Annotated in this window: 19 protein-coding genes; 15 read left to right on the top strand and 4 right to left on the bottom strand. The window is 68.7% G+C overall.

What is annotated here, in order from left to right; translation table 11 throughout:
- Positions 1 to 36 precede the first annotated feature (36 nt).
- The 3 genes from K7957_RS11900 to phnX are packed head-to-tail and all read left to right on the top strand — an operon-like array spanning position 37 to position 3,226.
- The gene (locus K7957_RS11900; RefSeq protein WP_223012192.1) at positions 37 to 1,335 is read left to right on the top strand and encodes a DUF5690 family protein; all 1,299 of its coding nucleotides are present in this window, start codon (positions 37 to 39) and stop codon (positions 1,333 to 1,335) included.
- Complete coding sequence (locus K7957_RS11895; protein ID WP_223012191.1) at positions 1,323 to 2,447, top strand: TIGR03364 family FAD-dependent oxidoreductase; 1,125 nt, start codon at positions 1,323 to 1,325, stop codon at positions 2,445 to 2,447. The genes K7957_RS11900 and K7957_RS11895 overlap by 13 nt, the downstream gene beginning before the upstream one ends.
- Positions 2,447 to 3,226: a phosphonoacetaldehyde hydrolase gene (gene phnX, locus K7957_RS11890; protein WP_246616985.1), complete on the top strand. Its 780-nt coding sequence runs from the start codon at positions 2,447 to 2,449 to the stop codon at positions 3,224 to 3,226. Before K7957_RS11895 ends, phnX begins: the two co-directional genes overlap by 1 nt.
- Positions 3,227 to 3,231: 5 nt before the next feature.
- Here the strand turns inward: phnX and K7957_RS11885 are convergent, their stop codons facing one another.
- Positions 3,232 to 3,996 (bottom strand): UTRA domain-containing protein, encoded by a 765-nt coding sequence (locus tag K7957_RS11885; RefSeq protein WP_223012189.1) that lies wholly within the window; start codon positions 3,994 to 3,996, stop codon positions 3,232 to 3,234.
- Positions 3,997 to 4,066: 70 nt separating this feature from the next.
- Positions 4,067 to 4,633 (bottom strand): HD domain-containing protein, encoded by a 567-nt coding sequence (locus tag K7957_RS11880; protein ID WP_223012188.1) that lies wholly within the window; start codon positions 4,631 to 4,633, stop codon positions 4,067 to 4,069.
- Between the two features lie 88 nt (positions 4,634 to 4,721).
- Here K7957_RS11880 and K7957_RS11875 point away from each other — a divergent pair, with 88 nt between their 5' ends.
- Together K7957_RS11875 and K7957_RS11870 are read left to right on the top strand one after the other, a co-directional pair.
- The gene (locus tag K7957_RS11875) at positions 4,722 to 6,836 is read left to right on the top strand and encodes a phosphocholine-specific phospholipase C (protein ID WP_223012187.1); all 2,115 of its coding nucleotides are present in this window, start codon (positions 4,722 to 4,724) and stop codon (positions 6,834 to 6,836) included.
- 133 nt (positions 6,837 to 6,969) lie between these two features.
- Positions 6,970 to 7,815 carry an RMD1 family protein gene (locus K7957_RS11870; protein WP_223012186.1) on the top strand — a complete coding sequence of 282 codons (846 nt, stop codon included), beginning with the start codon at positions 6,970 to 6,972 and terminating at the stop codon, positions 7,813 to 7,815.
- Between the two features lie 98 nt (positions 7,816 to 7,913).
- Here the strand turns inward: K7957_RS11870 and K7957_RS11865 are convergent, their stop codons facing one another.
- The gene (locus K7957_RS11865) at positions 7,914 to 8,312 is read right to left on the bottom strand and encodes a VOC family protein (RefSeq protein ID WP_343228389.1); all 399 of its coding nucleotides are present in this window, start codon (positions 8,310 to 8,312) and stop codon (positions 7,914 to 7,916) included.
- A 987-nt stretch (positions 8,313 to 9,299) separates the two neighbouring features.
- Between K7957_RS11865 and K7957_RS11860 the strand changes: the two genes are divergently transcribed.
- The 3 genes from K7957_RS11860 to K7957_RS11855 all read left to right on the top strand — a co-directional run bounded on the left by K7957_RS11860 (position 9,300) and on the right by K7957_RS11855 (position 10,983).
- Entirely contained in the window at positions 9,300 to 9,824 is a 525-nt protein-coding gene (locus tag K7957_RS11860; protein WP_223012185.1) for a DUF937 domain-containing protein, read from the top strand.
- Between the two features lie 339 nt (positions 9,825 to 10,163).
- Positions 10,164 to 10,535 carry an aromatic-ring hydroxylase C-terminal domain-containing protein gene (locus tag K7957_RS20790; RefSeq protein WP_425517202.1) on the top strand — a complete coding sequence of 124 codons (372 nt, stop codon included), beginning with the start codon at positions 10,164 to 10,166 and terminating at the stop codon, positions 10,533 to 10,535.
- Between the two features lie 100 nt (positions 10,536 to 10,635).
- Positions 10,636 to 10,983, top strand: coding sequence for a lysozyme inhibitor LprI family protein (locus tag K7957_RS11855; RefSeq protein WP_223012184.1), 348 nt, complete (start codon positions 10,636 to 10,638; stop codon positions 10,981 to 10,983).
- 79 nt (positions 10,984 to 11,062) lie between these two features.
- Here the strand turns inward: K7957_RS11855 and K7957_RS11850 are convergent, their stop codons facing one another.
- On the bottom strand, positions 11,063 to 11,869 hold the full coding sequence (locus tag K7957_RS11850; RefSeq protein WP_223012183.1) for an N-formylglutamate amidohydrolase: 807 nt from the start codon (positions 11,867 to 11,869) through the stop codon (positions 11,063 to 11,065).
- On the opposite strand from K7957_RS11850, the gene K7957_RS11845 reads away from it, so the two are divergent.
- The 7 genes from K7957_RS11845 (at position 11,863) to K7957_RS11815 (ending at position 19,889) form a co-directional block, all read left to right on the top strand.
- On the top strand, positions 11,863 to 12,792 hold the full coding sequence (locus K7957_RS11845) for a transglutaminase family protein (RefSeq protein WP_223012182.1): 930 nt from the start codon (positions 11,863 to 11,865) through the stop codon (positions 12,790 to 12,792). The genes K7957_RS11850 and K7957_RS11845 overlap by 7 nt on opposite strands.
- A 3-nt stretch (positions 12,793 to 12,795) precedes the next feature.
- A complete protein-coding gene (locus K7957_RS11840) occupies positions 12,796 to 13,614 on the top strand; it encodes a transglutaminase-like domain-containing protein (protein ID WP_223012181.1) in 819 nt (272 codons plus the stop codon).
- A 435-nt stretch (positions 13,615 to 14,049) separates the two neighbouring features.
- Entirely contained in the window at positions 14,050 to 14,457 is a 408-nt protein-coding gene (locus K7957_RS11835; protein WP_223012180.1) for a hypothetical protein, read from the top strand.
- A 12-nt stretch (positions 14,458 to 14,469) separates the two neighbouring features.
- Positions 14,470 to 15,513 carry an extracellular catalytic domain type 1 short-chain-length polyhydroxyalkanoate depolymerase gene (locus K7957_RS11830; protein WP_223012179.1) on the top strand — a complete coding sequence of 348 codons (1,044 nt, stop codon included), beginning with the start codon at positions 14,470 to 14,472 and terminating at the stop codon, positions 15,511 to 15,513.
- A 110-nt stretch (positions 15,514 to 15,623) separates the two neighbouring features.
- Complete coding sequence (locus K7957_RS11825) at positions 15,624 to 16,310, top strand: ABC transporter ATP-binding protein (RefSeq protein ID WP_223012178.1); 687 nt, start codon at positions 15,624 to 15,626, stop codon at positions 16,308 to 16,310.
- Positions 16,300 to 18,828 carry an FtsX-like permease family protein gene (locus tag K7957_RS11820; protein WP_223012177.1) on the top strand — a complete coding sequence of 843 codons (2,529 nt, stop codon included), beginning with the start codon at positions 16,300 to 16,302 and terminating at the stop codon, positions 18,826 to 18,828. The genes K7957_RS11825 and K7957_RS11820 overlap by 11 nt, the downstream gene beginning before the upstream one ends.
- Entirely contained in the window at positions 18,825 to 19,889 is a 1,065-nt protein-coding gene (locus tag K7957_RS11815; RefSeq protein ID WP_343228388.1) for a lipocalin-like domain-containing protein, read from the top strand. The genes K7957_RS11820 and K7957_RS11815 overlap by 4 nt, the downstream gene beginning before the upstream one ends.
- The last annotated feature ends 1 nt before the right edge of the window (position 19,890 follow it).

Raw genomic sequence — 19,890 nt, 5'->3', positions numbered from 1 at the left:
CATCGCGGTGACTTGCTTCTGGTCCAGTCCACCAGCATGGACAGCCTGTCGCGATCGAACATACCGTCCGTCACGCACCGCGGCTACGCAGCGACGGCACTCTACGGCCTCGCCGCCTTCGGTGCGTATTTCGCGATGTATGCCTTTCGCAAGCCGTTCGCCGCGGCGACCCTCACCGATGTGCGAGGATGGCATCACGCGCTCGATTACAAGAGCGCGCTGCTGATCGCCCAGGTGGTCGGCTATGCCGTGTCGAAGCTGGTCGGCATCCGCATCATCGCCGAGTTCGGGCGGGTCGGGCGCGGTGCGGCGATCCTGCTGCTGATCGCCGCCGCCTGGGTCGCGCTGGTCGGCTTCGCGCTCACGCCGGCGCCCTGGAACATCGCTTTCCTGTTCCTCAACGGACTACCGCTCGGTCTGATCTGGGGTCTGGTGTTCAGCTATGTGGAAGGGCGTCGCACCTCCGAGCTGATCGGGGCGATCCTCTGCGCGAGCTTCATCGTCTCCTCGGGCGTGGTCAAGAGCGTGGGGACGCTGGTGCTCGACGCCGGGGTCAGCGCAGCATGGATGCCGGCGCTGACCGGCCTGCTCTTCGCACCGCTGCTCGTCGGCTGCGTCGCGGTGCTCGAACGCATGCCCCCGCCCGACACGCGCGACGTCGCCGAGCGGCGCGCGCGGCTGCCGATGTCGCGGACGGCACGATCCGCCTTCCTGCGCGCGCACGGGACCGCGCTGGCGCTGCTGATCGCGGGCTATGTTCTGCTCACCGCGCTGCGCGACGTGCGGGACAACTTCGCCGCCGAGCTGTGGCAGGCGCTCGGCGCGCGCGGCGACGCCGCGATCTTCTCGCAGAGCGAGCTGCCCGTCGCCGCGGTCGCCCTCGCGGGTCTCGCCGCGCTGATCGCGGTACGGGATAATCGCCGGGCGGTGCTGGCGATGCACGCGATCATCCTGGGCGGCGCGCTGCTGCTCGGCGTGGCGACCGTGGCGTTCCAGCTCGGCTGGCTGAGCCCGCTCGGCTGGATGATCCTCGGCGGCGCCGGGCTGTACCTCGCCTACACGCCCTATAACGCGATGCTGTTCGATCGCATGGTCGCCGCGGTGGGCCAGGCGGCGAACGCCGGCTTTCTGATCTATGTCGCGGACAGCTCCGGCTACGCCGGCAGCGTCGCGCTGTTGGTGTACCGCAGCGTCGCCGCGCCGACGGTGGCGTGGCTCCGCTTCTTCGTCGCGGCCAGCTACGCCACCGCGATCGCGGTGGCGGTGATGACGGCCCTGTCGGCGCTGCACTTTCGACGCACGACCCGAACGGAAGCGATGCCATGTACGACGTGATCGTGGTCGGCGCGGGGATCGTCGGGCTGGCGCACGCGCTCGCCGCGGCCGAGCGCGGTGCGCGTGTGCTGGTCCTCGACCGCGACGCGCGCGCCACCGGTGCGTCGGTCCGCAACTTCGGCTTCGTGACGGTCTCCGGTCAGGCGCGCGGGGACGTGTGGCAGCTGGCACGGCGCAGCGCGGCGGTGTGGCGCGCGGTCGCGCGCGCCGCGGGCATCGCGATCGTGCAGGAGGGGCTGACGCTCGTCGCGCGCCGGCCCGAGGCCGCTGCGGTGCTCGAGGCCTTCATGGCGACCGAGATGGCGGAGGGATGCGAGATGCTCGCCTCTGGATCACTTTCCGCGACGCTGCCCGCGCTGCGCCCCGGCGCGATCGTCGCGGCACTGCGCAGCACGCGCGACCTTCGCGTCGAGTCGCGCGACGCGGTCGCGCTGCTCGCCGACTGGCTGGCGCGCGCGCACGGCGTCACCTTCCGTCGCGGCGTCGCGGTCGCTGAGGTGGTCGCGGGCGGCGTGATCACCGCGGAGCGCAGCTACACCGCCGCTGCGGTGATCGCCTGCCCCGGCGACGAGGGCGCCGCGCTGTTCCCGCACGCGTTCGCCACGAACGGCGTGCAGCGATGCACGTTGCAGATGCTGCGCCTCGCCGCGCCCGGCTATCGATTGGCCACGCCGGTGATGAGCGACCTCAGCCTGGTGCGCTACGCCGGCTTCGCCGACCTGCCCGAGGCGGCCGCACTGGCGACGCGGCTGGAACGCGAGGAGCGCGAGGCGATCGCACACGGCATCCACCTGATCGCGGTCCAATCCGCCGACGGCACGCTGGTGGTCGGCGACAGCCATGTCTACGGCGACTCGGTCGCTCCCTTCGCGCGCGCCGACATCGACGACGCCATCCTGGCGCAGTGGAGCGCGCTGTTCGGCACGGCGCCGCGCGTGATCGAACGCTGGATCGGCAGCTACGCCTCGATCGCAGGACGCCACAGCCTGGTCACCGTGCTCTTCCCCGGCGTGCGGCTGGTCGTGGTGACGAGCGGTACCGGCGCGTCGACCGCCTTCGCGCTCGCGCAGGATGTGATCGCCGGACTGGCGGCGGAGGGACATTGCCGATGATGGCGCTCAAGGCCGTGGTGTTCGATTGGGCGGGCACGATGATCGACTTCGGCAGCCGCGCACCGGTCATGGCGCTACGCCGCGCCTTCGCCGGGCGCGGCGTCCCGATCGAGGAGGACGAGGCGCGGGCCGACATGGGGCTGGCGAAGGGCGACCATATCCGCGCGCTGCTGCGCGCGCCGCGCGTGGCCGCTGCATGGCGGGCGGCGCATGGCGCCGATCCCGCCGCGGGCGAGGCAGACGCGCTGCTCGACGCGCTCGAACCGATGATGCGCGCGGCGGCGCGCGAGACCGCGACGCTGATCCCGGGCGCCGCCGCCACGGTCGAGACGCTGCGCGCCGCGGGCGTGCGGATCGGTTCGTGCACCGGCTACACGCGCGCGATGATGGCCGACATCCTGCCAGCGGCCGCGGCGCAGGGCTATGTGCCCGATCATCTCGTCTGCGCCGGGGAGACGCCGAGCGGCCGCCCGTCGCCGCTGATGGTGTGGCACAATCTGATCGCGCTCGATGCTTGGCCGGCGAGCGCCTGCGTCAAGGTCGACGACGCCGCGGTCGGCGTCGCCGAAGGGCGCGCAGCCGGCGTCTGGACCGTGGGCGTTGCCGTCAGCGGCAACGCGATCGGGCTCGACGGCGCCGCGCTATGCGCGCTGTCGCCCGCCGAGCGCGATGCCCGCGTCGCCGCGGCGACGGCACAGCTGCACGCTGCCGGCGCGCATGTGGTGATCGACAGCGTCGCCGATCTGCCCGCCGCGCTGGCGTCGCTGCCGATCGGCTGAGCCGCTCAGTCGCGGACGCTCAGGTCGACGTGGACGCGCACCGCGTCGTGGCGCCAATATTCCTCGTCATATTCCACCACGCGGCCGCCGGCGTCGAAGCTCGTGCGCACCACCAACAATCCCGGCGTGCCTGACTTGGCGCCGAGCTCGTCCGCGATCGACTTGATCAGCGCGCAAGGCCGCATGTCGACCCGGTTGCGCGCGACGGTGATGCCATAGACGGTGGTCAGCACGCGCGTGAGCGAGCCGTCGAGCGGATGATCGAGCAGCCCCGGCGCGAGCGTCGGATCCACCATGATGCGCTCCACCAGCACGGGCCGTCCGTCAATCGATCGCCGCCGTCGCAGCACGTGGAGCGGGCGGCCGGGCACGAGCCGGAAGATATCTGCCACGCCGGATGAGGCCGGCGCCGTCTCCAGCGCGAGCACCTCGGTGGCCGGCGTGCGCCCCTGCTCGGCGACATAGGTCATGAACCCGGCCCAGCGCGTCGGGTCGTAGGTCACCGCCGGCGGGGAGACATACCAGCCGCTCCGGTCGCGCCGGTAGATCAGCCCCTCGGCCTCGAGCTGGGACAAGGCCTCGCGCACGGTGCCGCGCGCCGAACCGGTGCCGAGCTGGAGCTGACGCTCGGACGGCAGCCGCTCGCCGGGCGCGATCTTCCCCATGCCGATGCCCAGCGCGATCTGGTCGCGCAGCGCGATATAATGCGGTGAGCCGTCGAGCGCGGGGGGCGCGATCCGCAGCGCGTCGGCGAGGCTGGTCGTCGGCATCATCCATCCGTCTCGGCTGAGGCGACGGCATCGCGGCGGGAAGGATGCGGGTCAAGCCCGCGTCGCCGGGTCAGGCCGTCAGCGACGCATCGGCGCGCACCACCATGCGCTCGAGCAGACCGCGGTATGAGGCGAGATCGGCGTCGTCGGCATCGGTCGCCTTGCCGCCGTCATCGAAGCGTCGCAGCGTCACTGCCTCAACGAAGAAGGGTTCGCGCTCGAACGCGGCACGTTCCGCCACGTCCATCGCGCCGCCTTGCAGGCTGAGGCTGAGGTGGGACGCGGCGCTGAGCGTCGCGGCATAGTCGGGATCGACCGCGCAGAGGTAACGCTTGGCGGCGACGTGGAGGCGGATCGGCTCGACCACCGCGGTGGGGAAATGCGCCGCCAGCATCGCGTGGCCGAGATCCTCGTGACGCGCGTCGACCCCGCGCCGTTCGGCGAGCAACCCCGCGTCGTCGACGAACTGGCCGATGTCGTGCAGCAGCGCGGCCGCCACGAGCGTGTCGGCGCACCCGCTCGACCGCGCCAGCGCGGCACATTGCAGCGCGTGGCTGAGCTGGGTCGTGTCCTCGCCGTAGCGGTCGAGGCCGTGGCGCTCGAACAGGTTGAAGATGAGATCGATCACGTCGGCCATGCTGCATCACCCGAGACGACACCATCACACCAGTGTCGTAATTGGACTATACCAGTGCTATTAGCGGGATCGGCGCTGGGAGGCAAACATGAACCGGACGACGCGACGCGGCTTCATCGGTGGCGCGGCAGGAGCGGCGGCGCTGCTGCCCGGCATGCTCGACCGCGCGCTGGCGATCGCTCCGAGCGGACGCACCGGGACGATCCGCGACGTCGAGCATGTCGTGATCCACATGCAGGAGAACCGCTCTTTCGATCACTATCTCGGCTTGCTCAACGGCGTCCGCGGCTTCGGCGACCCACGCCCCGCGCGCCTGCCGGGCGGCCGCACGATCTGGGCCCAGCCGTCCCATCAGCACCCCGACGGCTATGTGCTACCGTTCCACGGCGACTCGACGACCACCCGCTCGTTCAAGGTCGACGGTGGTGACCAGTCGCACCCGCATCACATGCACATCCTCGATCAGGGGCGGTGCGATCGCTGGGGCGCGAGCGAGGAACTGCATCACCGCATGCTCCATTACGGCCCGGGTGATCTGCCGTTCTACTACGCGCTCGCCGACGCCTTCACGGTCTGTGACGCCTATCACGCCTCGACGCTGACGCAGACCTATCCCAACCGGCTTCACCTGTTCTCCGGCTGCAACGGCGGCGGGGCGGTCGGCGGCGAGCCCGAGATGAGCAACTACGGCGAGGACGAGACGCCCAGCGCCGACATGCGTACCGATAAGCCGTTACGTCCCGACGCCTATCGCTGGACCACCTATGCCGAGCGGCTGGAGGCCGCGGGCGTGTCGTGGAACGTCTACCAGGAACACGACAATTTCGGCGACAACCTGCTCTCGGTCTTCCCCGCCTTCCGCCCCTGTGCGCGCGACACGTCGCTGTACCATCGCGGTCGCGGCTGGGTCAGCGAACAGGCCAGCGGGGCCGACCGCACCCGCTCCGACGGCGAGCAGCTCGTCGCGGCCTTCCGCGCCGACATCGCCGCCGGACGACTGCCGCAGGTATCGTGGATCGTGACCGCGGCGGACCTCTCCGAGCATCCCAGCGCCGAGCCGGCGAAGGGAGAGCACGTCACCGCGCGGCTGATCGAGGCGCTGGTCGATCATCCCGAGGTGTTCGCGAAGACCGCCTTCCTTTTGATCTACGACGAGCCAGGCGGCTTCTATGACCATGTGCCACCGCCGGTGCCGCCGATCGGCGCCTGCCGGGGTCACAGCACCGTGCCGCTCGACGGCGAGGCCAAGACCTATCCCGCCGATGCCCAACCTGCGCCGGGAACGCACCCGATCGGCCTCGGCATCCGCACCCCCACGATCATCGTCTCGCCGTGGACCCGGGGCGGGCACGTCTGCTCCGAGCTGTTCGACCACACCTCGGTGCTCCGCTTCCTGGAGAAACGGTTCGGCGTGCGCGAGCCCAACATCTCGACGTGGCGCCGTGCCGTCTGTGGCGACCTCACCTCGGCGTTCGACTTCCGTGACGGTGGCGCGCGCGACGTACCGCCGCTGCCGTCGGTCAGCGACTTTCGCGAGCGGGTCGCGCGCTCGGCGGCGGGCACCGCCTGCGCGATCCCGGCGATCCAGCGCCCGACGTCGCAACTGCCGGGACAACGCGGCGCTCGCCCGCTGCCTTACGCGATCGACGTCGTCGGGCTGGTGAGCGGAGCGGGAAAACTCACGCTCGAGATGATCAATCGGGGGCGGCAGGGAGCGATCTTGTGCGTGCGCGACAATCGCGACCGGGAGGCCCCCTGGCATTTCACCATCGGCGCGGGAGAGCGCCACGCGCACGACCGCTGGACGGACGACGACGCCTATGATCTGACGCTCAGCGGTCCGGACGGGTTACACCAGCGGTACGCCGGCGACGCGGCCGCCGGCGCCGACGTGCTGCTGAACCGCCATGTGGCGGCGGGGGCAGCGGTGCTGACGCTGACCAATCGGGCGGCGACGGCGCGTACCTTCGTCGTGACGCTCGACCCCGCCTATCCCGGTGCGGAGCGTGAGCGTCGGCACCACATCGCCGCGGGGGCATCGGTCGACGATGTCTGGAAGTTGCAGGCCAGCGACCTGTGGTACGATGTGGTCGTGCGGATCGAGGACAATACGACTTTCGCGCGTCGGTTCGCGGGCAGGATCGACAGAGGCGAAGCGGGCCGAACCGATCCGGGGATCGGGACGATGCGTCTGACGGTCTGATCGGGCGCTCGCTGATCCTGACCTCTCTCGCCGTCCTGCGATCGGCGGGACAGGCGCTCCGCGCGATGGGGCTGCAATCGTGCTGCAGCGTGAGTATCGTCCGGTCCCCGATGGCCGCAGGACAGAGGAGCCGATGCCCGTGATCAACATGCCGGCGCTGCGCCCGACAGGCCTGCCGGAAGCGCTCGTGATGCCGCTGCCCGGACGCGGCGACCAGATCGACATGCGCGCGCACCTGCTGGGCACGCGGATCGACATGCGCGCGCTCGCCGGGTTCGGCGACCCGGAGCTGGTCGAGCTGGGGGGATCGTGCGCCTTCGTGTTTCGCTACGGCGCGGTCGTCCTCGTCGGCGCGACGTCCGAGGAGGAGGCGCGGATCCTGGCGCAGGTCGCGCCGCACGCGGTCGACCCGCCGACCAGCCCCGAGATCGAGACCGCCCGGGTCGAGCTGCGCGACGACGGCGACGAGACCGTATCCGCCGACGGGCGCATCCGACTGCGCGAGGCCACGCCCGAGCGGCTTCTGCTCGCCGCCACCGTGCTGGCGCGCTCGGTCGTCCTCGCGCGCGACGAGATGCGGATCGAGGACGCCTTCGACCGGATCGAGCCACTTCTCGTCGATATGCGCGAGCACGGTCGTGCCCACCTTCCGATCCGCCAGATCATGCGCCAGATCGGCAGCGTCCTCTCCGCTCAACACCGCGTCGTCGGACGCGCGCGGATAGGCGAGAAGCCGGACCTGCTATGGGAACATCCCGAGCTCGACCGCCTCTACGGCCGGCTCGAAGCCGAGTACGAACTGGGCGATCGCACGCGCACGATCGAGCGAAAGCTCGAGATGCTAGGCGACTCGGCCGAGTGGCTTCTCGACCTTGTCCAGGACAAAAGGTCGCTGCGTCTCGAGCTCTCGGTCGTCGCGCTCATCGCTTTCGAGGTCGCCATCGGGCTGTACGAGATCGCGGCCCGCTGGCCGCACTAGGCGTCCTAAGCCGAACGCCCGTTATCGCGACGCTCGGCGCTCGAACCTTCATGGGATTGGCCCGCGGCGTGAACCTGGCAGCGGCCCCCTTCCTGCGATCATCCAGGAAAATGGATGCCACAGAGCTTATTGCCGTCGGGATCGCGGAAGTAGGCTAGCTCGACCGTGCCCATCGATGCCGTGTGGCGCGGACCGGGAGGCGCTTCGATCGACGTTCCGCCGGAAGCGACTGCGACGTCGTGTAGCCGCTTGACCTGCTCGGGCGAGTCGCACTGGAAGGCGACTGTGCCTCCGTTCGCGATCGTCGCCGGCTCATCGTTGATCGGCTGGGTGACGATGAAGACCGTCCCGCCCTCGCCGCGGTAGATGAGACGGGTGTGCCCGCTATCAGCGATATTCAACGCGGCTTCCCCGACCCCCAGCGTGGCCAGGACGGTGTCATAGAAGCGCTTCGATCGAACGATGTCGTTAGAACCGACCATGGTGTGGAATAGCACGCATCTTCTCCTCAGCGGGCACGAGGCTACTGGCCCCGCGTCCTAGGGCACCTAGGCTCGCGGCAGCGACCCGTCCCTCGGTCGCTGTCATAGCGAGTAGGCCGGCGAGAGCCATTGATATCGGTCTGCGCTGTGCACCGACGATCGGCGGCATCAGCACGATCTTCGTCCAATCGCCGGCGCAGGCGACGTCGATGTATAGCAGGCCCGGCGGCTATGACGCGGGAAGCCACGGCTTGTCTCCGCGGGCGTGTGTTGCACGGGGCCCCATCGGCTTCTCGGACGCGTGGCCCTCGGTAGCATGCTATCGAACGCTCTTATTCCTGACGAGAAGAAGACCCGGGTCCGATCGAACCGGCCGACCGCTTCGCTCTCTCTGACAGGAAGATACCGGTATGACACAGCAGACCGACCAAGACGGCGCCGACAGCGGGGGCACGTACATCCCGGCGATAACGGCGAAGATCGGGATATCGTCGGCAAGAGGCAGGCCGACCTCGCCGCAGAGAATCTCGATAGAGAAGCACCCGCGGAGGATGGCAGCTCCGACCTTCCCGCTGCGGAGACCTAGTACCTCGGCGACTTCGCCTAGATCTCGGCGCTGTCATTGAGAGGCGGCTCGTCGTGCATGCGCTGCATGGGTGGCGCATGCCGCCCATCGCGTCGGCTGCGGTGAAGTATCTAGCTGCGAGCACACCCGCGAATTGTGCACAGCCCTGCCGCTCGAACTGCCGGCAATCTAGCTTACGAAGCCGCCGCAGGCTGCGATTGACCAACTGGCGACTGCGACCAGCACGAGATAGACCATACCGGCGAGCCTGTTGACTCGGCTGGAGGGGAAGGAGGATCGCAGTCTCATCGGCTCTCCGTGTCGCCCAACACAGGTGAAGCATGAGCAAGAAGGCGGTGCGTTCGATCCGTCGAGCCGCCCATGCAGGAGCCAAACCAGTCGACGGCCGTTGAGGTCCCGGCGATAAGGAACCTGCGATGAACCTCAACGATCTGCTGCCGAACGGCGGCATCGAAGCGATCGCCGGCCAGCTCGGGATCCCGCCCGAGCAAGCCCGGCGTGGCGCCGAAGCGCTGCTGCCGTCGGTGCTGGGTGGGATGGGAGACAGTGCGGCCGAGTTGGACACGCACGTCGATGCGCTCGGCGGTGCGGGCCTCGCACACAACGTCCTGGGCGGCGAACCCACGGAGGTCTCTCGAGGCAACCAGCTCCTCGAGAGTATCTTCGGGTCGAAGGATGTCAGTCGGCAGGTGGCGGGGCATGCGGCGCAGAGCAGCGGGCTGGATGCGGCGCTCCTCAAGCAGATGCTGCCGATCCTCGCGATGCTGGTCGCCGGTCACATGGCGGGCCGCTCCGGCGGGCAACAGGGTGGCCTTGGCAGCATTCTGGGGACGGTTCTTGGCGGGCTTGGCGGTGCTGCAGCCGGTGGCGGCGCGTCCAGCGGCGGCGGACTGGGCGGTCTCGGCGGTATGCTGACTTCGATCCTCGGCGGTCGACGATAGGATTGACCGTGCGCGCTATGCCGTTCGTGCTGCGATCCTCCCTAGAGCGACGGCCTTGACGGAAGCGTCGCGATGGGTCGCACGGCCGCTGCGCCCAGCTTTGGATCGATTGAGCGTTGGCCGCCGAGTTTGAAAACCGTCGTGGACATCTGCTCGCATCACCAAGCATGATGAGCCTCGTTCGGGGTGCCTCCTTCCGCAGGTCCTGACGGCGCGCTCTACGTCACCGGCCCGCGTATCCAGGATAGGAGCTGGTTCAAGCCTGACGACGACCCCCGCCTTCCGACGCGATTATGGCGGATCGAAGGGTCAACATGCGGCGGCCACCTGTCGGCCGAGATGATCTCAGCGGTGGGGCGGTTCTCTGCCGCGCGAACCCTCCCGGGCGGCGGCAGGTTGAACGAGGCGCTTCGCGGCGGTTACGCTCTCGTCATCCACCTGGATCGCGCCGCGCCGATTGATGGGGTGGCCGACGCCTCTGACGGGCTCCCCTGTTGTGCGGCTGACCCGATGCGCGATCCTGATGTCACCACCCTTCTCGTCCGCCCGGATGGCGTCATCGCCTGGGCAGGTCCCGAGAGTGACGGCGACGGCTTGGCACGGAGTATCGCGGGCTTCGCCGGTCTCCAGCTTAGGCGTTCGAGCGGTATCTACCCGGCAGGGACGGTGGTGAAGGTCGGGGTCGAAGGCGCCCGACCCGATCGACGTTGAACCTATACCCTGCCGCGGAAGGGTCCGAGAACGGGCCGGAAACGCTACGGCTCGTCTCGCATTTAGGTCGGACCGCTCACCGCTTATGGAGTAGAAGGGAATGTTGTTGTTCGCTGTGATGCTGGCTGGATCCACGCCGCTCGACCGCTGCCTCAACAGCGGTGAGGCCGCTGCGGGGGTGACATCCGCGATGTCGGCCTGCTTCGTCGCCGACTATAAGCGCGCCGACGCGCAGCTCAACCTGGCCTATCGCGCGACGATGAGGAGGCTATCGCGCTCGCGCCAGGCCGCGCTTCGCACGTCGCAGCGTGCCTGGATCGCGGAACGCGATCGCGCCTGCCCCATCGACGATGCACCGGGCGCGGGAACGGTAGAGACGCTCAATCATCCCGGCTGCCTCACGGAGGAGAGCGAGCGGCGAACCGCTTGGCTTCGAGGATACCGCTGACGTGAGCCGCAGGTCGGCGAGCACGCGCGGCAGCGCGCCCGGCACGGCCACTTGACGGACTGAAGCGTGCAGCGCTTCCTTAGCGTTCGGCTGTCGACGTGATGTCATAAGCTGCCTGCAACGAGTTCAGTACGATCTCCACCCAGCTTTGCAGCGCCTGTTTATGCCGCAGCAGATCCTGCCGAAACTCGAGTTCGACGTACGGTCGGTGAGCGGCGTAAGCGTGCCGCGGAACAGTATAGTCGACCAGATCCATGCGGTACGGCTCGTTGTCGCCGACGACCAGCGTTGGCTCCCGGCGCAAGGCGGCTAGGAAGGCCATCGCGAAGGAGGGGTCTCCTCCGTCATGCAATACGCCTACGTGCCACGGCCGTGGAGAACCACCTGTCAGAGCTGGAGTAAAGCTGTGAAGTGACACGAGCACGCTGGGCTGCCCGCATGCGTCCCGCCGGAGAAGCTCTAGATTGATCGAGCGGTGATAAGGTTCGTGGATGGTCTCGGTGCGTGACGCTCTCTCTTCCGCGGTCAATGCGGCGTTGCCTGCAACCACCGTCCCGTCGCTGACCGGCGGCATCGCGTCGGGGGCGCTCGGGTCGCGGTTACAATCGACTATCAGGCGCGAGTAGGTCTGCCTGATGAAGACGGCGTCGCATGCCTCTGCCAGCGCATCGCCAAGTTCACGCACACCGATGTCCCACGCGATATGGCGATGCAATTCGCTTTGCGGCAGCCCCAGGTTGCCCAGCCGGCGCGGCATCGAATTTCCCGCGTGATCGCCGATAAGGAGGAACGGGGAACGACCGGTTGGGTTGACAATCGTTACCGGTGAGGGATCATCGTCCACCAGCAACGAGGGCACGACGCCGCTATGACCGTTCGATGCCATTCCTGAACCTCTCTCACGTAACCACCTACACCTACAAGCAGCCGGTGTCGTTCGGCGAGCACCGGATCATGGTGCGGCCCCGCGAAAGCTTCGACCAGCATCTGCTGGATGCGACGCTGACGATCGATCCGGAGCCGAGCGAGGTGCGATGGCTTCAGGACGTGTTCGGTAACGCGGTCGCGATCGCGACCTTCCATCGCCGGGCAAGCCGATTGGTCTTCGACAGCAAGGTGCGGCTCCAACATGAGCCCGGCGACGTCCAGCACGTTCACATCGAGGAATATGCGCGCACCTACCCCTTCACCTACGCCTCCGAAGAGATGCCCGACCTGCTGCGTTCCATCGAGCGTCAGCACCTCGATCCGCAACGCGAGGTCGACACCTGGGTGCGCCGCTTTCTGAGCCGCGATGGCGCGACCGATACGCTGGCGATGCTGACCGCGATGACGACGGCGATACGACGCGAGTTCACCTATGTTTCTCGCGCCGAGAAAGGCACGCAGACACCGATTGAGACGCTGCGCCGTCGCAAGGGAACGTGCCGCGACTATGCGGTCCTGATGATCGAGGCGGCACGCGCGTTGGGCTTCGCCGCCCGGTTCGTGTCGGGGTACGTCTACAGCCCGGGCGGTGGCCGCGAGACGCGCCTCGGAGGCGGAAACACACACGCCTGGGTGCGGGTCTACCTTCCCGGGTCGGGCTGGGTCGAGTTCGATCCGACGAACGGGATCATCGGGAGCGCAGGACTGATCCGCGTCGCGATAGCACGCGACATCTACCAGGCGGTACCGATCTCGGGCACCTTCGATGGCTTCCCGGGCAGCTTCGACGACATGACCGTGAGCGTCGACGTGACGGTCGACCCCTTGCCGCCCCTCCTTCTGCGCCAGAGCTCGGAGCTCTCGAGAGAACAGGATGCTTGACCCATGCTGATCCAAGCCGGTTACCGTATCTCCTTCGAAGCCGAGATCGCCACACCGATGATGGCGATGCTCAGCGTACACCCGTCGCGCTACAAGGACCTTCGCACGCCCCATCGCATCAGGTCAGATCCGGATGTTCCGATGTATGACTATGTCGATGCGTTCGGGAATGTCTGCACCCGCGTGACGATCCCCGCGGGTGGCCTGACGCTTAGCTGCGATTTCGCCGTCGAGGATGGCGGTCTGCCGGACCTGCAATCTCCCGCCGCGGTACAGCACCGTATCGAGGACCTGCCCGACGACGTCCTCGTCTACCTTCTTGGCAGCCGCTATTGTGAGACCGATCGCCTGTCAGAGACGGCATGGTCGCTCTTCGGTCACACCACGCCCGGATGGGACCGGGTTCAGGCGATCGTCGACTTCACACACGATCACGTCGAATTCGGCTATCATCATGCACGATCGACCAAGACCGCATGGGACGCGCACCAGGAGCAGCAGGGTGTGTGCCGCGACTTCGCGCATCTGGCGATCACCCTTTGCCGCTGCATGAACATCCCCGCGCGCTACTGCACCGGCTACTTAGGTGACATCGGCGTGCCTGCGGTGGATGCACCGATGGACTTCTCCGCCTGGTTCGACGTCTATCTCAATGGTTCATGGCATACGTTCGACGCTCGCCACAATCACCCACGCGTCGGTCGGATCCTGATGGCGCGCGGGCGTGATGCGACTGACACGGCACTGACCACCGTTTTCGGCAGAGCTGAGCTCAGCCGCTTCGAGGTACATACTGAGGAGAACCGCACGAGCGCCTCCTGAAATGACGCTCGTCGGTGCCTTAAAAAACTAGATAGCCGGTATCGAGCAAGGCGTTGATCAAGGGCCAGCGGGCGGCGAGCGGGGACGAAGAACCGTCAGCTGCGGCGGAAAACGACGAAGACGCTACAGTGGCGCGACGGCGGCAATCAGCGAGACGCTCGGTGACAGACGCTCGATCCGCGCCGGGCGCAATCCTCCGAGATGTGCGCTCAACATGACTAGACCGCGCTCGACGAGCGTGCCGTCGACCTGCACGTAACAGGCGTGATGGCCGCAACAATCGTAGTTGGCGGCGTACGCCTGACGTGACACGGCTGCGACCCGCCGCCCCTATCCCGCTCGGCGGGTGCCAGTCGGCATTCGCCGCGGCTCTGGACCTTGCCATCCCGCCCACACGCCTCAATCTGCCATCCAAGTGGATGGTGGAACGAGACGATGCCCCAGCAAGTGAGCAAGGCGCCGGAGAGCGAGAAGATCACGATCAATCTCGGCTATGTCGATCTCGGCAGCGTCGACCTCCTCGTCCGCGAAGGCTTCTACAGCAATCGAACCGACTTCATCCGCACCGCGATCCGCCAACAGCTGGAGCGGCACGGCGAGGCGGCGCGCGAATCGACGAAGCGCCGACAGCTTCAGCTAGGGCTATGCCACTTCTCGCGCCACGATCTCGAGGCAGCACGCGCGGCCGGCGAGATGCTGGACATCCGGGTGCTCGGCCTCGCCACCATCGCGCCGGACGTCACCCCGGAACTCGCGCGCGCGGCGATCGGCTCGCTCACCGTGCTGGGCGCGCTTCACGCCGATCCCGCGGTCAAGGCCGCTATAGCCGATCGCATCGGCTGAGGAGTAGAACTCATGACCTTCCGCGCTACGATGGCGGAGGCGCTCCGCCGCACTCAGCTCGGCGATCTCAGAAGCGCGACCGCGCTGATCCGCGCCACACTGGATGGCGGCACGAGCTCAGGGCCGACCGTCTCCGCGGCCACGATCGCGATCGGACCCGAGTATGCGGAGGCTGGGCTTGGACGCGGAGAGGCAGCGGCGGAGGATTGTCGCTTCGAGGCGCGACGCCACGTCGCGCCGACGGGCCAACTCGACTACATGCTCTACCGGCCCAGAGTCACCCTGCCTGGCATGCCGCTGGTGGTGATGCTGCACGGTTGCACGCAATCCCCGGAGGACTTCGCGCTCGGCACGGGCATGAACCGGTTGGCAGACGAACGCGGCATTCTCGTCGCCTATCCACGCCAAGCGCAAGTGTCCAATCAAGCGCGGTGCTGGAACTGGTTTCGCCCGGGAGATCAGGAGCGCGGACGCGGCGAGCCCGCGCTGATCGCGGGCGTAACGCGTGACGTGATCGAGGTAGAGGGTGTCGACACCACGCGCGTGTACGTCGCGGGTCTGTCCGCTGGCGGTGCGACGGCAGCCATCATGGCCGACGCCTATCCCGACCTGTTCGCGGCCGTGGGGGTTCACTCGGGCCTCGCCTGCGGCGCCGCGCGGAATTTATCGGGGGCCTTGTCGGCGATGAAGCGAGGGTCGGCCTACGCCGGCAAGCGCCGGCTGGATGACCGCTTCGTACCGCTCGTCACCTTCCACGGCGACCGCGACGGTACGGTGCATGAGGCGAATGCGCGCGGGCTGGTCGCGGCGGCAACGGCGGCGGTCGGCGCTCCGGTAGGCGTCGAGGTCGAGACGGGCGCAGTAGGCGGTCGACGCTATGCCCGGGCGCTAAGCCGCGACAAGCATGGCAAAGTACTGATCGAGCAATGGACCGTCAGCGGCGCGGGACACGCCTGGTCCGGGGGCGACCCGGCGGGATCGCACACCGATGCCGCCGGCCCGAACGCCTCGCGCGAGATGCTCCGGTTCTTCCTGGAGCAGCGACTCGCAGACTGATGCCACTCGACTCCCCGGAACGTCGTACGGGTAAGCGATCGCACGATGGTGTAGACGCCATAGGAGCCGCAGCCATTGCCACTGTCCCTCACCTGCACCACGTGTAGCCGGTGAGCGCGACATCCATCCTCCTCGATGTTCATGGGCTCGCCAAGACGGTACCGGGGCCGCGACGATTGTTTCATTCGCTCGACCTCCAGGTGGCCGCCGGCGAGCTCGTCGCGATCATCGGCGAGTCCGGGGTCGGCAAGTCGACGCTCCTCAACATTCTCGCCGGGCTGGACGACGCCGACGCGGGATCCGTCTCGATCGGCGGTACGGTGCTGGGGAGCCTCGACGAGACGGCACGAACCCGGCTGCGGCGAGAGCGTGTCGGATTCGTGTTCCAGGCCTTTCACATCCTTCCCTATCTCACGCTGCTCCAGAATGTCGCGCTGCCGCTCGCGCTGACGTCCCCTGACGGCGCGGCGGCGAAGGCGTGCGCCGCCGAGATGCTCTCCGCGGTAGGCTTGGCCGACCGCGGAGAGGGCTACGCCCGCGACCTGTCGGGTGGCGAACTCCAGCGTGTCGCGATCGCTCGAGCGCTGGTTCACCGACCCGCCCTGATCCTGGCGGACGAGCCGACCGGCAACCTCGATCCCGATACGGCCACCCGCGTGCTCGCCCTGTTCGCGGGCGCGGTGCGGGAACATGGCGCAGCCGGCGTGATGGTCACGCACTCGGACGCGAGCGCCGCGGTCGCCGATCGGGTGCTGACGCTTCGCGCGGACGGGTTGGTGGAGCGGCGTGTCCGCTGAGCCTGGCCTCCTGTCGGCACGACTGGCGCTCGGCTGGCTGATCGGTGGGGAGTGGCGCTTCCAACCCGCCCGCTTTCTCACGACCGCGATCGCGATCGCCGTTGGCGTCGCACTCGGCTTCGCCGTCCATCTCGTCAACGGCTCGGCGCTGGCGTCGTTCGACGGGGCCGTGCGCGGCGTGAGCGGCGCCGCCGAACTGTCCGTCCGCGCGACGAGCCCGCTCGGCGTCGACGAGCGGCTCTACCCGCGCGTGGCCGGCGCCGCCGGCGTGCTCGACGCCAGCCCCATGGTGCGGCTGGACGCCAGGATCGGCGGGGCCAAGCTGACGCTGCTGGGCCTGGACGTGCTGCGCGCGGGCTCGGTGACGCCGTCGCTCGTCGGCATCACCCCGCGAGGCCCGGACACGGGCAACGACACCGTCTTCGATGAGGCCTCGCTGTTCCTGTCGCGCACCGCGCTGGCGCAGGCCCATGCGGCCGTCGGCGATCGCGTGACGGTGACGGCGAACGGTCGCGCGGTGATCTTCCATGTCGCCGGTACGCTGCCCGGTGCGGACGCGGCGGCCGCGCTCGGCGTGGTCGACATCGCCGCGGCGCAGTGGCGTTTCGGGCGGCTCGGCAGGATCGACCGGATCGATCTGCGCCTGTCGGACCGACAGGCAGCGGAGGCCTCGCTCGCGCGTCTGCTCCCTGCCGATGCGGTGCTGTCCTCGGAGGCGGCACGCGGCGCACAGGGCTCGGCGCTATCGCGGGCCTATCGCGTGAACCTCGACATGCTGGCACTCGTCGCGCTGCTGACGGGCGGGTTCCTCGTCTACTCGGCGCAGTCGCTGGCCGTCGCGAGGCGCCAGCGCACCTTCGCCCTGCTTCGCACGCTCGGCCTGTCTCGCAGCGGCGTCATCTCCGCGGTCATGGTCGAAGGCGTGACGATCGGCATCGTCGGTGCGCTTGCGGGACTTGCTGGCGGCTATGGGCTCGCCTGGGCGGCGCTGCACTGGTTCGGCGGTGATCTTGGCGCAGGCTACTTCGGGATGGCGACGACGCGCGTCGTCTTTCAGCCGGTCGCCGCGGCGAGTTTCTTCGCGCTGGGGTTGTCAGCCGCCGTGCTCGGCAGTGCGATTCCGGCGCGCGCCGCGGCGCGCGCCGCTCCCGCCGCCGCACTGAAGAACGTCGGCGACGTTCTCGACCCGCGTCGGCCCGCTCTGTGGTGGCCAGCGGCCGTGCTCCTCGCGGCGGGCGCGGCCGCGGCCCTGCTGCCTGCGGTGAGCGGCCTCCCCTTGTTCGGCTTCCTCGGCATGGCGCTGATGCTCGCCGGCGGCGTCGCCGGCGTGCCGTGGTTCGCGCGGACCATGCTCCGGCCACTCGCGAAGCGCACGGTGGGGAGCGTGCCGTCGCAGCTCGCCGTGCGACATCTGTACGGGGCGCCCGCTGAGGCCGCGACCGCGCTGTGCGGGATCGTCGCCTCGACGGCGCTGATGATCGCCATGGCCACGATGGTGAGCAGCTTCCGGGGGGCGGTAGACACGTGGCTCGGTCAAGTTCTCGGCGCCGACCTCTATCTGCGCACCGATGCCGGCGCGAGCTTCGACCCCGCCACTCGCGCCCGTCTCGCCGGGACAGCCGGCGTCGGACATCTGGCCTTCAGCCGCCAGCTACCGCTCACGATCGCGGCGGATCGTCCACCCGTCAGCCTGATCGCGCGGCCTGAGCGCGACGGGCGTGATCCGCTCCTTGTCCTGATCGAGCGCGCTCCCACGATGCCGACCAAGGCGCTGCCGGTCTGGGTGTCCGAGCCGGCGCAGCGGCTCTACGGCTGGGAACCGGGTGAGACGATCACCTTGCCGCTCGCCGGCGGTACTCGATTCATGGTCGCTGGCGTGTGGCGCGATTACGGACGTCAGGCCGGTGCCGTACTGGTCGACGAGGCGGATTACCAACGATTGACCGGCGACGACGGTCGCGACGAGATCTCGGTCATGCTCCTTCCGGGCAATGAGGCAGGTGCCGTTGGCAAGGCCATGGCGGTGCAACTGCCGGCCGACCTTCGTCGGCACGTCGAGATCACGCAGCCTGCGACGCTGCGACATATGGCGCTGACGCTGTTCGATCGCAGCTTCGCGGTCACGTACCTGCTGGAGGCGGTGGCGATCCTGGTCGGTCTCGCGGGCGTGGCCGCGACCATGTCGGCACAGACGATCGCGCGCGAGCGCGAGTTCGGCATGCTTCGCCATCTAGGGCTGACGCGCGGGCAGCTCAGTGCCATGCTCGCGACCGAGGGCGCTCTGGTCGGCATGACTGGGGCAGTCGCCGGCATCGGTCTGGGTCTGATCCTCGCACAGGTGCTGATCCACGTGATCAATCCGCAATCCTTCAATTGGACCATGACGACGCAGGTGCCGGTGGGCACGCTGCTCGGCGTAGCGGCGGCGCTGACCGGCGCCGCGGCGGCGACGGCGGTGCTCGCCGGTCGGCGTGCGACCGCGAAGGATGCCGTGCAGTCGGTGCGGGAGGATTGGTGAGGCGGACGCTGCTCCCAGGCGGGCTGGCGGCGATCGCGGTCGCGGCGCCAGCGGTCACTCCCTACCCGGTGGTTCGGCCCGGAATGGCACTCGCCTTCCCCGCTGATCACGGGGCGCATCCGGCGTTTCGTACCGAGTGGTGGTACGTTACCGGCTGGCTGCGCACCGAGGCGGGGGAAGATCTCGGCTTCCAGGTCACCTTCTTCCGCACCCGACCGTCGCTTGATGGACGCAACCCGAGCCGCTTCGCAGCGACGCAGGTGCTGTTCGCGCACGCCGCGCTGTCCGATCCATCGACCCGCCGCCTGCGCCACGGGGAGCGCGCCGCGCGCGAGGGTTTCGGCCTGGCAGCGGCGCGTACCGGGGACGCCGACATCCGCATACGCGACTGGCGCCTGCGCCGTGCGCCGGACGGACACTGGGCCACCCGCGTCGCCGCGTCAGATTTCACCCTGGCGCTCGACTTCCAGCCGACGCAACCGCCGCTGCCGCAAGGCGCGGGAGGGTATAGCCGCAAGGGCCCGCGCCCTGAGCAGGCGAGCTATTATTACTCGGTGCCGCACCTGCGCGTCTCCGGGCAGGTACGACGCGACGGCCGCGACGTCGCGGTCACGGGTGAGGCGTGGCTCGACCGGGAGTGGTCGTCGGATTATCTCGCGCCCGAGGCGCAGGGTTGGGACTGGACCGGGCTCAACTTCGACGATGGCTCTGCCCTCATGGCATTTCGCATCCGTCGCAAGGGCGGCGGTACGCTCTGGGCCGGCGGTTCGCTGCGACACCCGAGTGGCACCATCAGCACGCTGGGATCTCGCGACGTCGCGTTCAGACCCTTGGCGACGTGGCGCAGCAGCGCCACCGGCGCGGTCTACCCGGTGTCGCAGGAGGTGAGCGTCCGGGTAGACGGCCGCATCATGCGATGGCGTCTGACGCCGATGTTCGCCGCGCAGGAACTCGATGCTCGACGAAGCGGTCTACCGGTCTACTGGGAAGGAGCGGTGCGGACGACCGGCGGCCGCGGCTACCTCGAACTCACCGGTTACGATCAGGCGCTGAGGATGTGAG

Origin of the sequence: Sphingomonas yunnanensis (genome assembly GCF_019898765.1) — a bacterium.
Taxonomy (GTDB): domain Bacteria; phylum Pseudomonadota; class Alphaproteobacteria; order Sphingomonadales; family Sphingomonadaceae; genus Sphingomonas; species Sphingomonas yunnanensis.
This window is presented reverse-complemented; position numbering and strand designations above follow the sequence as displayed.

Coding starts and splice junctions, on each gene's coding strand:
- K7957_RS11900 (WP_223012192.1), top strand. CDS start 37: ATGGACAGCCTGTCGCGATCGAACATACCGTCCGTCACGCACCGCGGC.
- K7957_RS11895 (WP_223012191.1), top strand. CDS start 1,323: ATGTACGACGTGATCGTGGTCGGCGCGGGGATCGTCGGGCTGGCGCAC.
- phnX (WP_246616985.1), top strand. CDS start 2,447: ATGGCGCTCAAGGCCGTGGTGTTCGATTGGGCGGGCACGATGATCGAC.
- K7957_RS11885 (WP_223012189.1), bottom strand. CDS start 3,996: ATGCCGACGACCAGCCTCGCCGACGCGCTGCGGATCGCGCCCCCCGCG.
- K7957_RS11880 (WP_223012188.1), bottom strand. CDS start 4,633: ATGGCCGACGTGATCGATCTCATCTTCAACCTGTTCGAGCGCCACGGC.
- K7957_RS11875 (WP_223012187.1), top strand. CDS start 4,722: ATGAACCGGACGACGCGACGCGGCTTCATCGGTGGCGCGGCAGGAGCG.
- K7957_RS11870 (WP_223012186.1), top strand. CDS start 6,970: ATGCCCGTGATCAACATGCCGGCGCTGCGCCCGACAGGCCTGCCGGAA.
- K7957_RS11860 (WP_223012185.1), top strand. CDS start 9,300: ATGAACCTCAACGATCTGCTGCCGAACGGCGGCATCGAAGCGATCGCC.
- K7957_RS20790 (WP_425517202.1), top strand. CDS start 10,164: ATGATCTCAGCGGTGGGGCGGTTCTCTGCCGCGCGAACCCTCCCGGGC.
- K7957_RS11855 (WP_223012184.1), top strand. CDS start 10,636: ATGTTGTTGTTCGCTGTGATGCTGGCTGGATCCACGCCGCTCGACCGC.
- K7957_RS11845 (WP_223012182.1), top strand. CDS start 11,863: ATGCCATTCCTGAACCTCTCTCACGTAACCACCTACACCTACAAGCAG.
- K7957_RS11850 (WP_223012183.1), bottom strand. CDS start 11,869: ATGGCATCGAACGGTCATAGCGGCGTCGTGCCCTCGTTGCTGGTGGAC.
- K7957_RS11840 (WP_223012181.1), top strand. CDS start 12,796: ATGCTGATCCAAGCCGGTTACCGTATCTCCTTCGAAGCCGAGATCGCC.
- K7957_RS11835 (WP_223012180.1), top strand. CDS start 14,050: ATGCCCCAGCAAGTGAGCAAGGCGCCGGAGAGCGAGAAGATCACGATC.
- K7957_RS11830 (WP_223012179.1), top strand. CDS start 14,470: ATGACCTTCCGCGCTACGATGGCGGAGGCGCTCCGCCGCACTCAGCTC.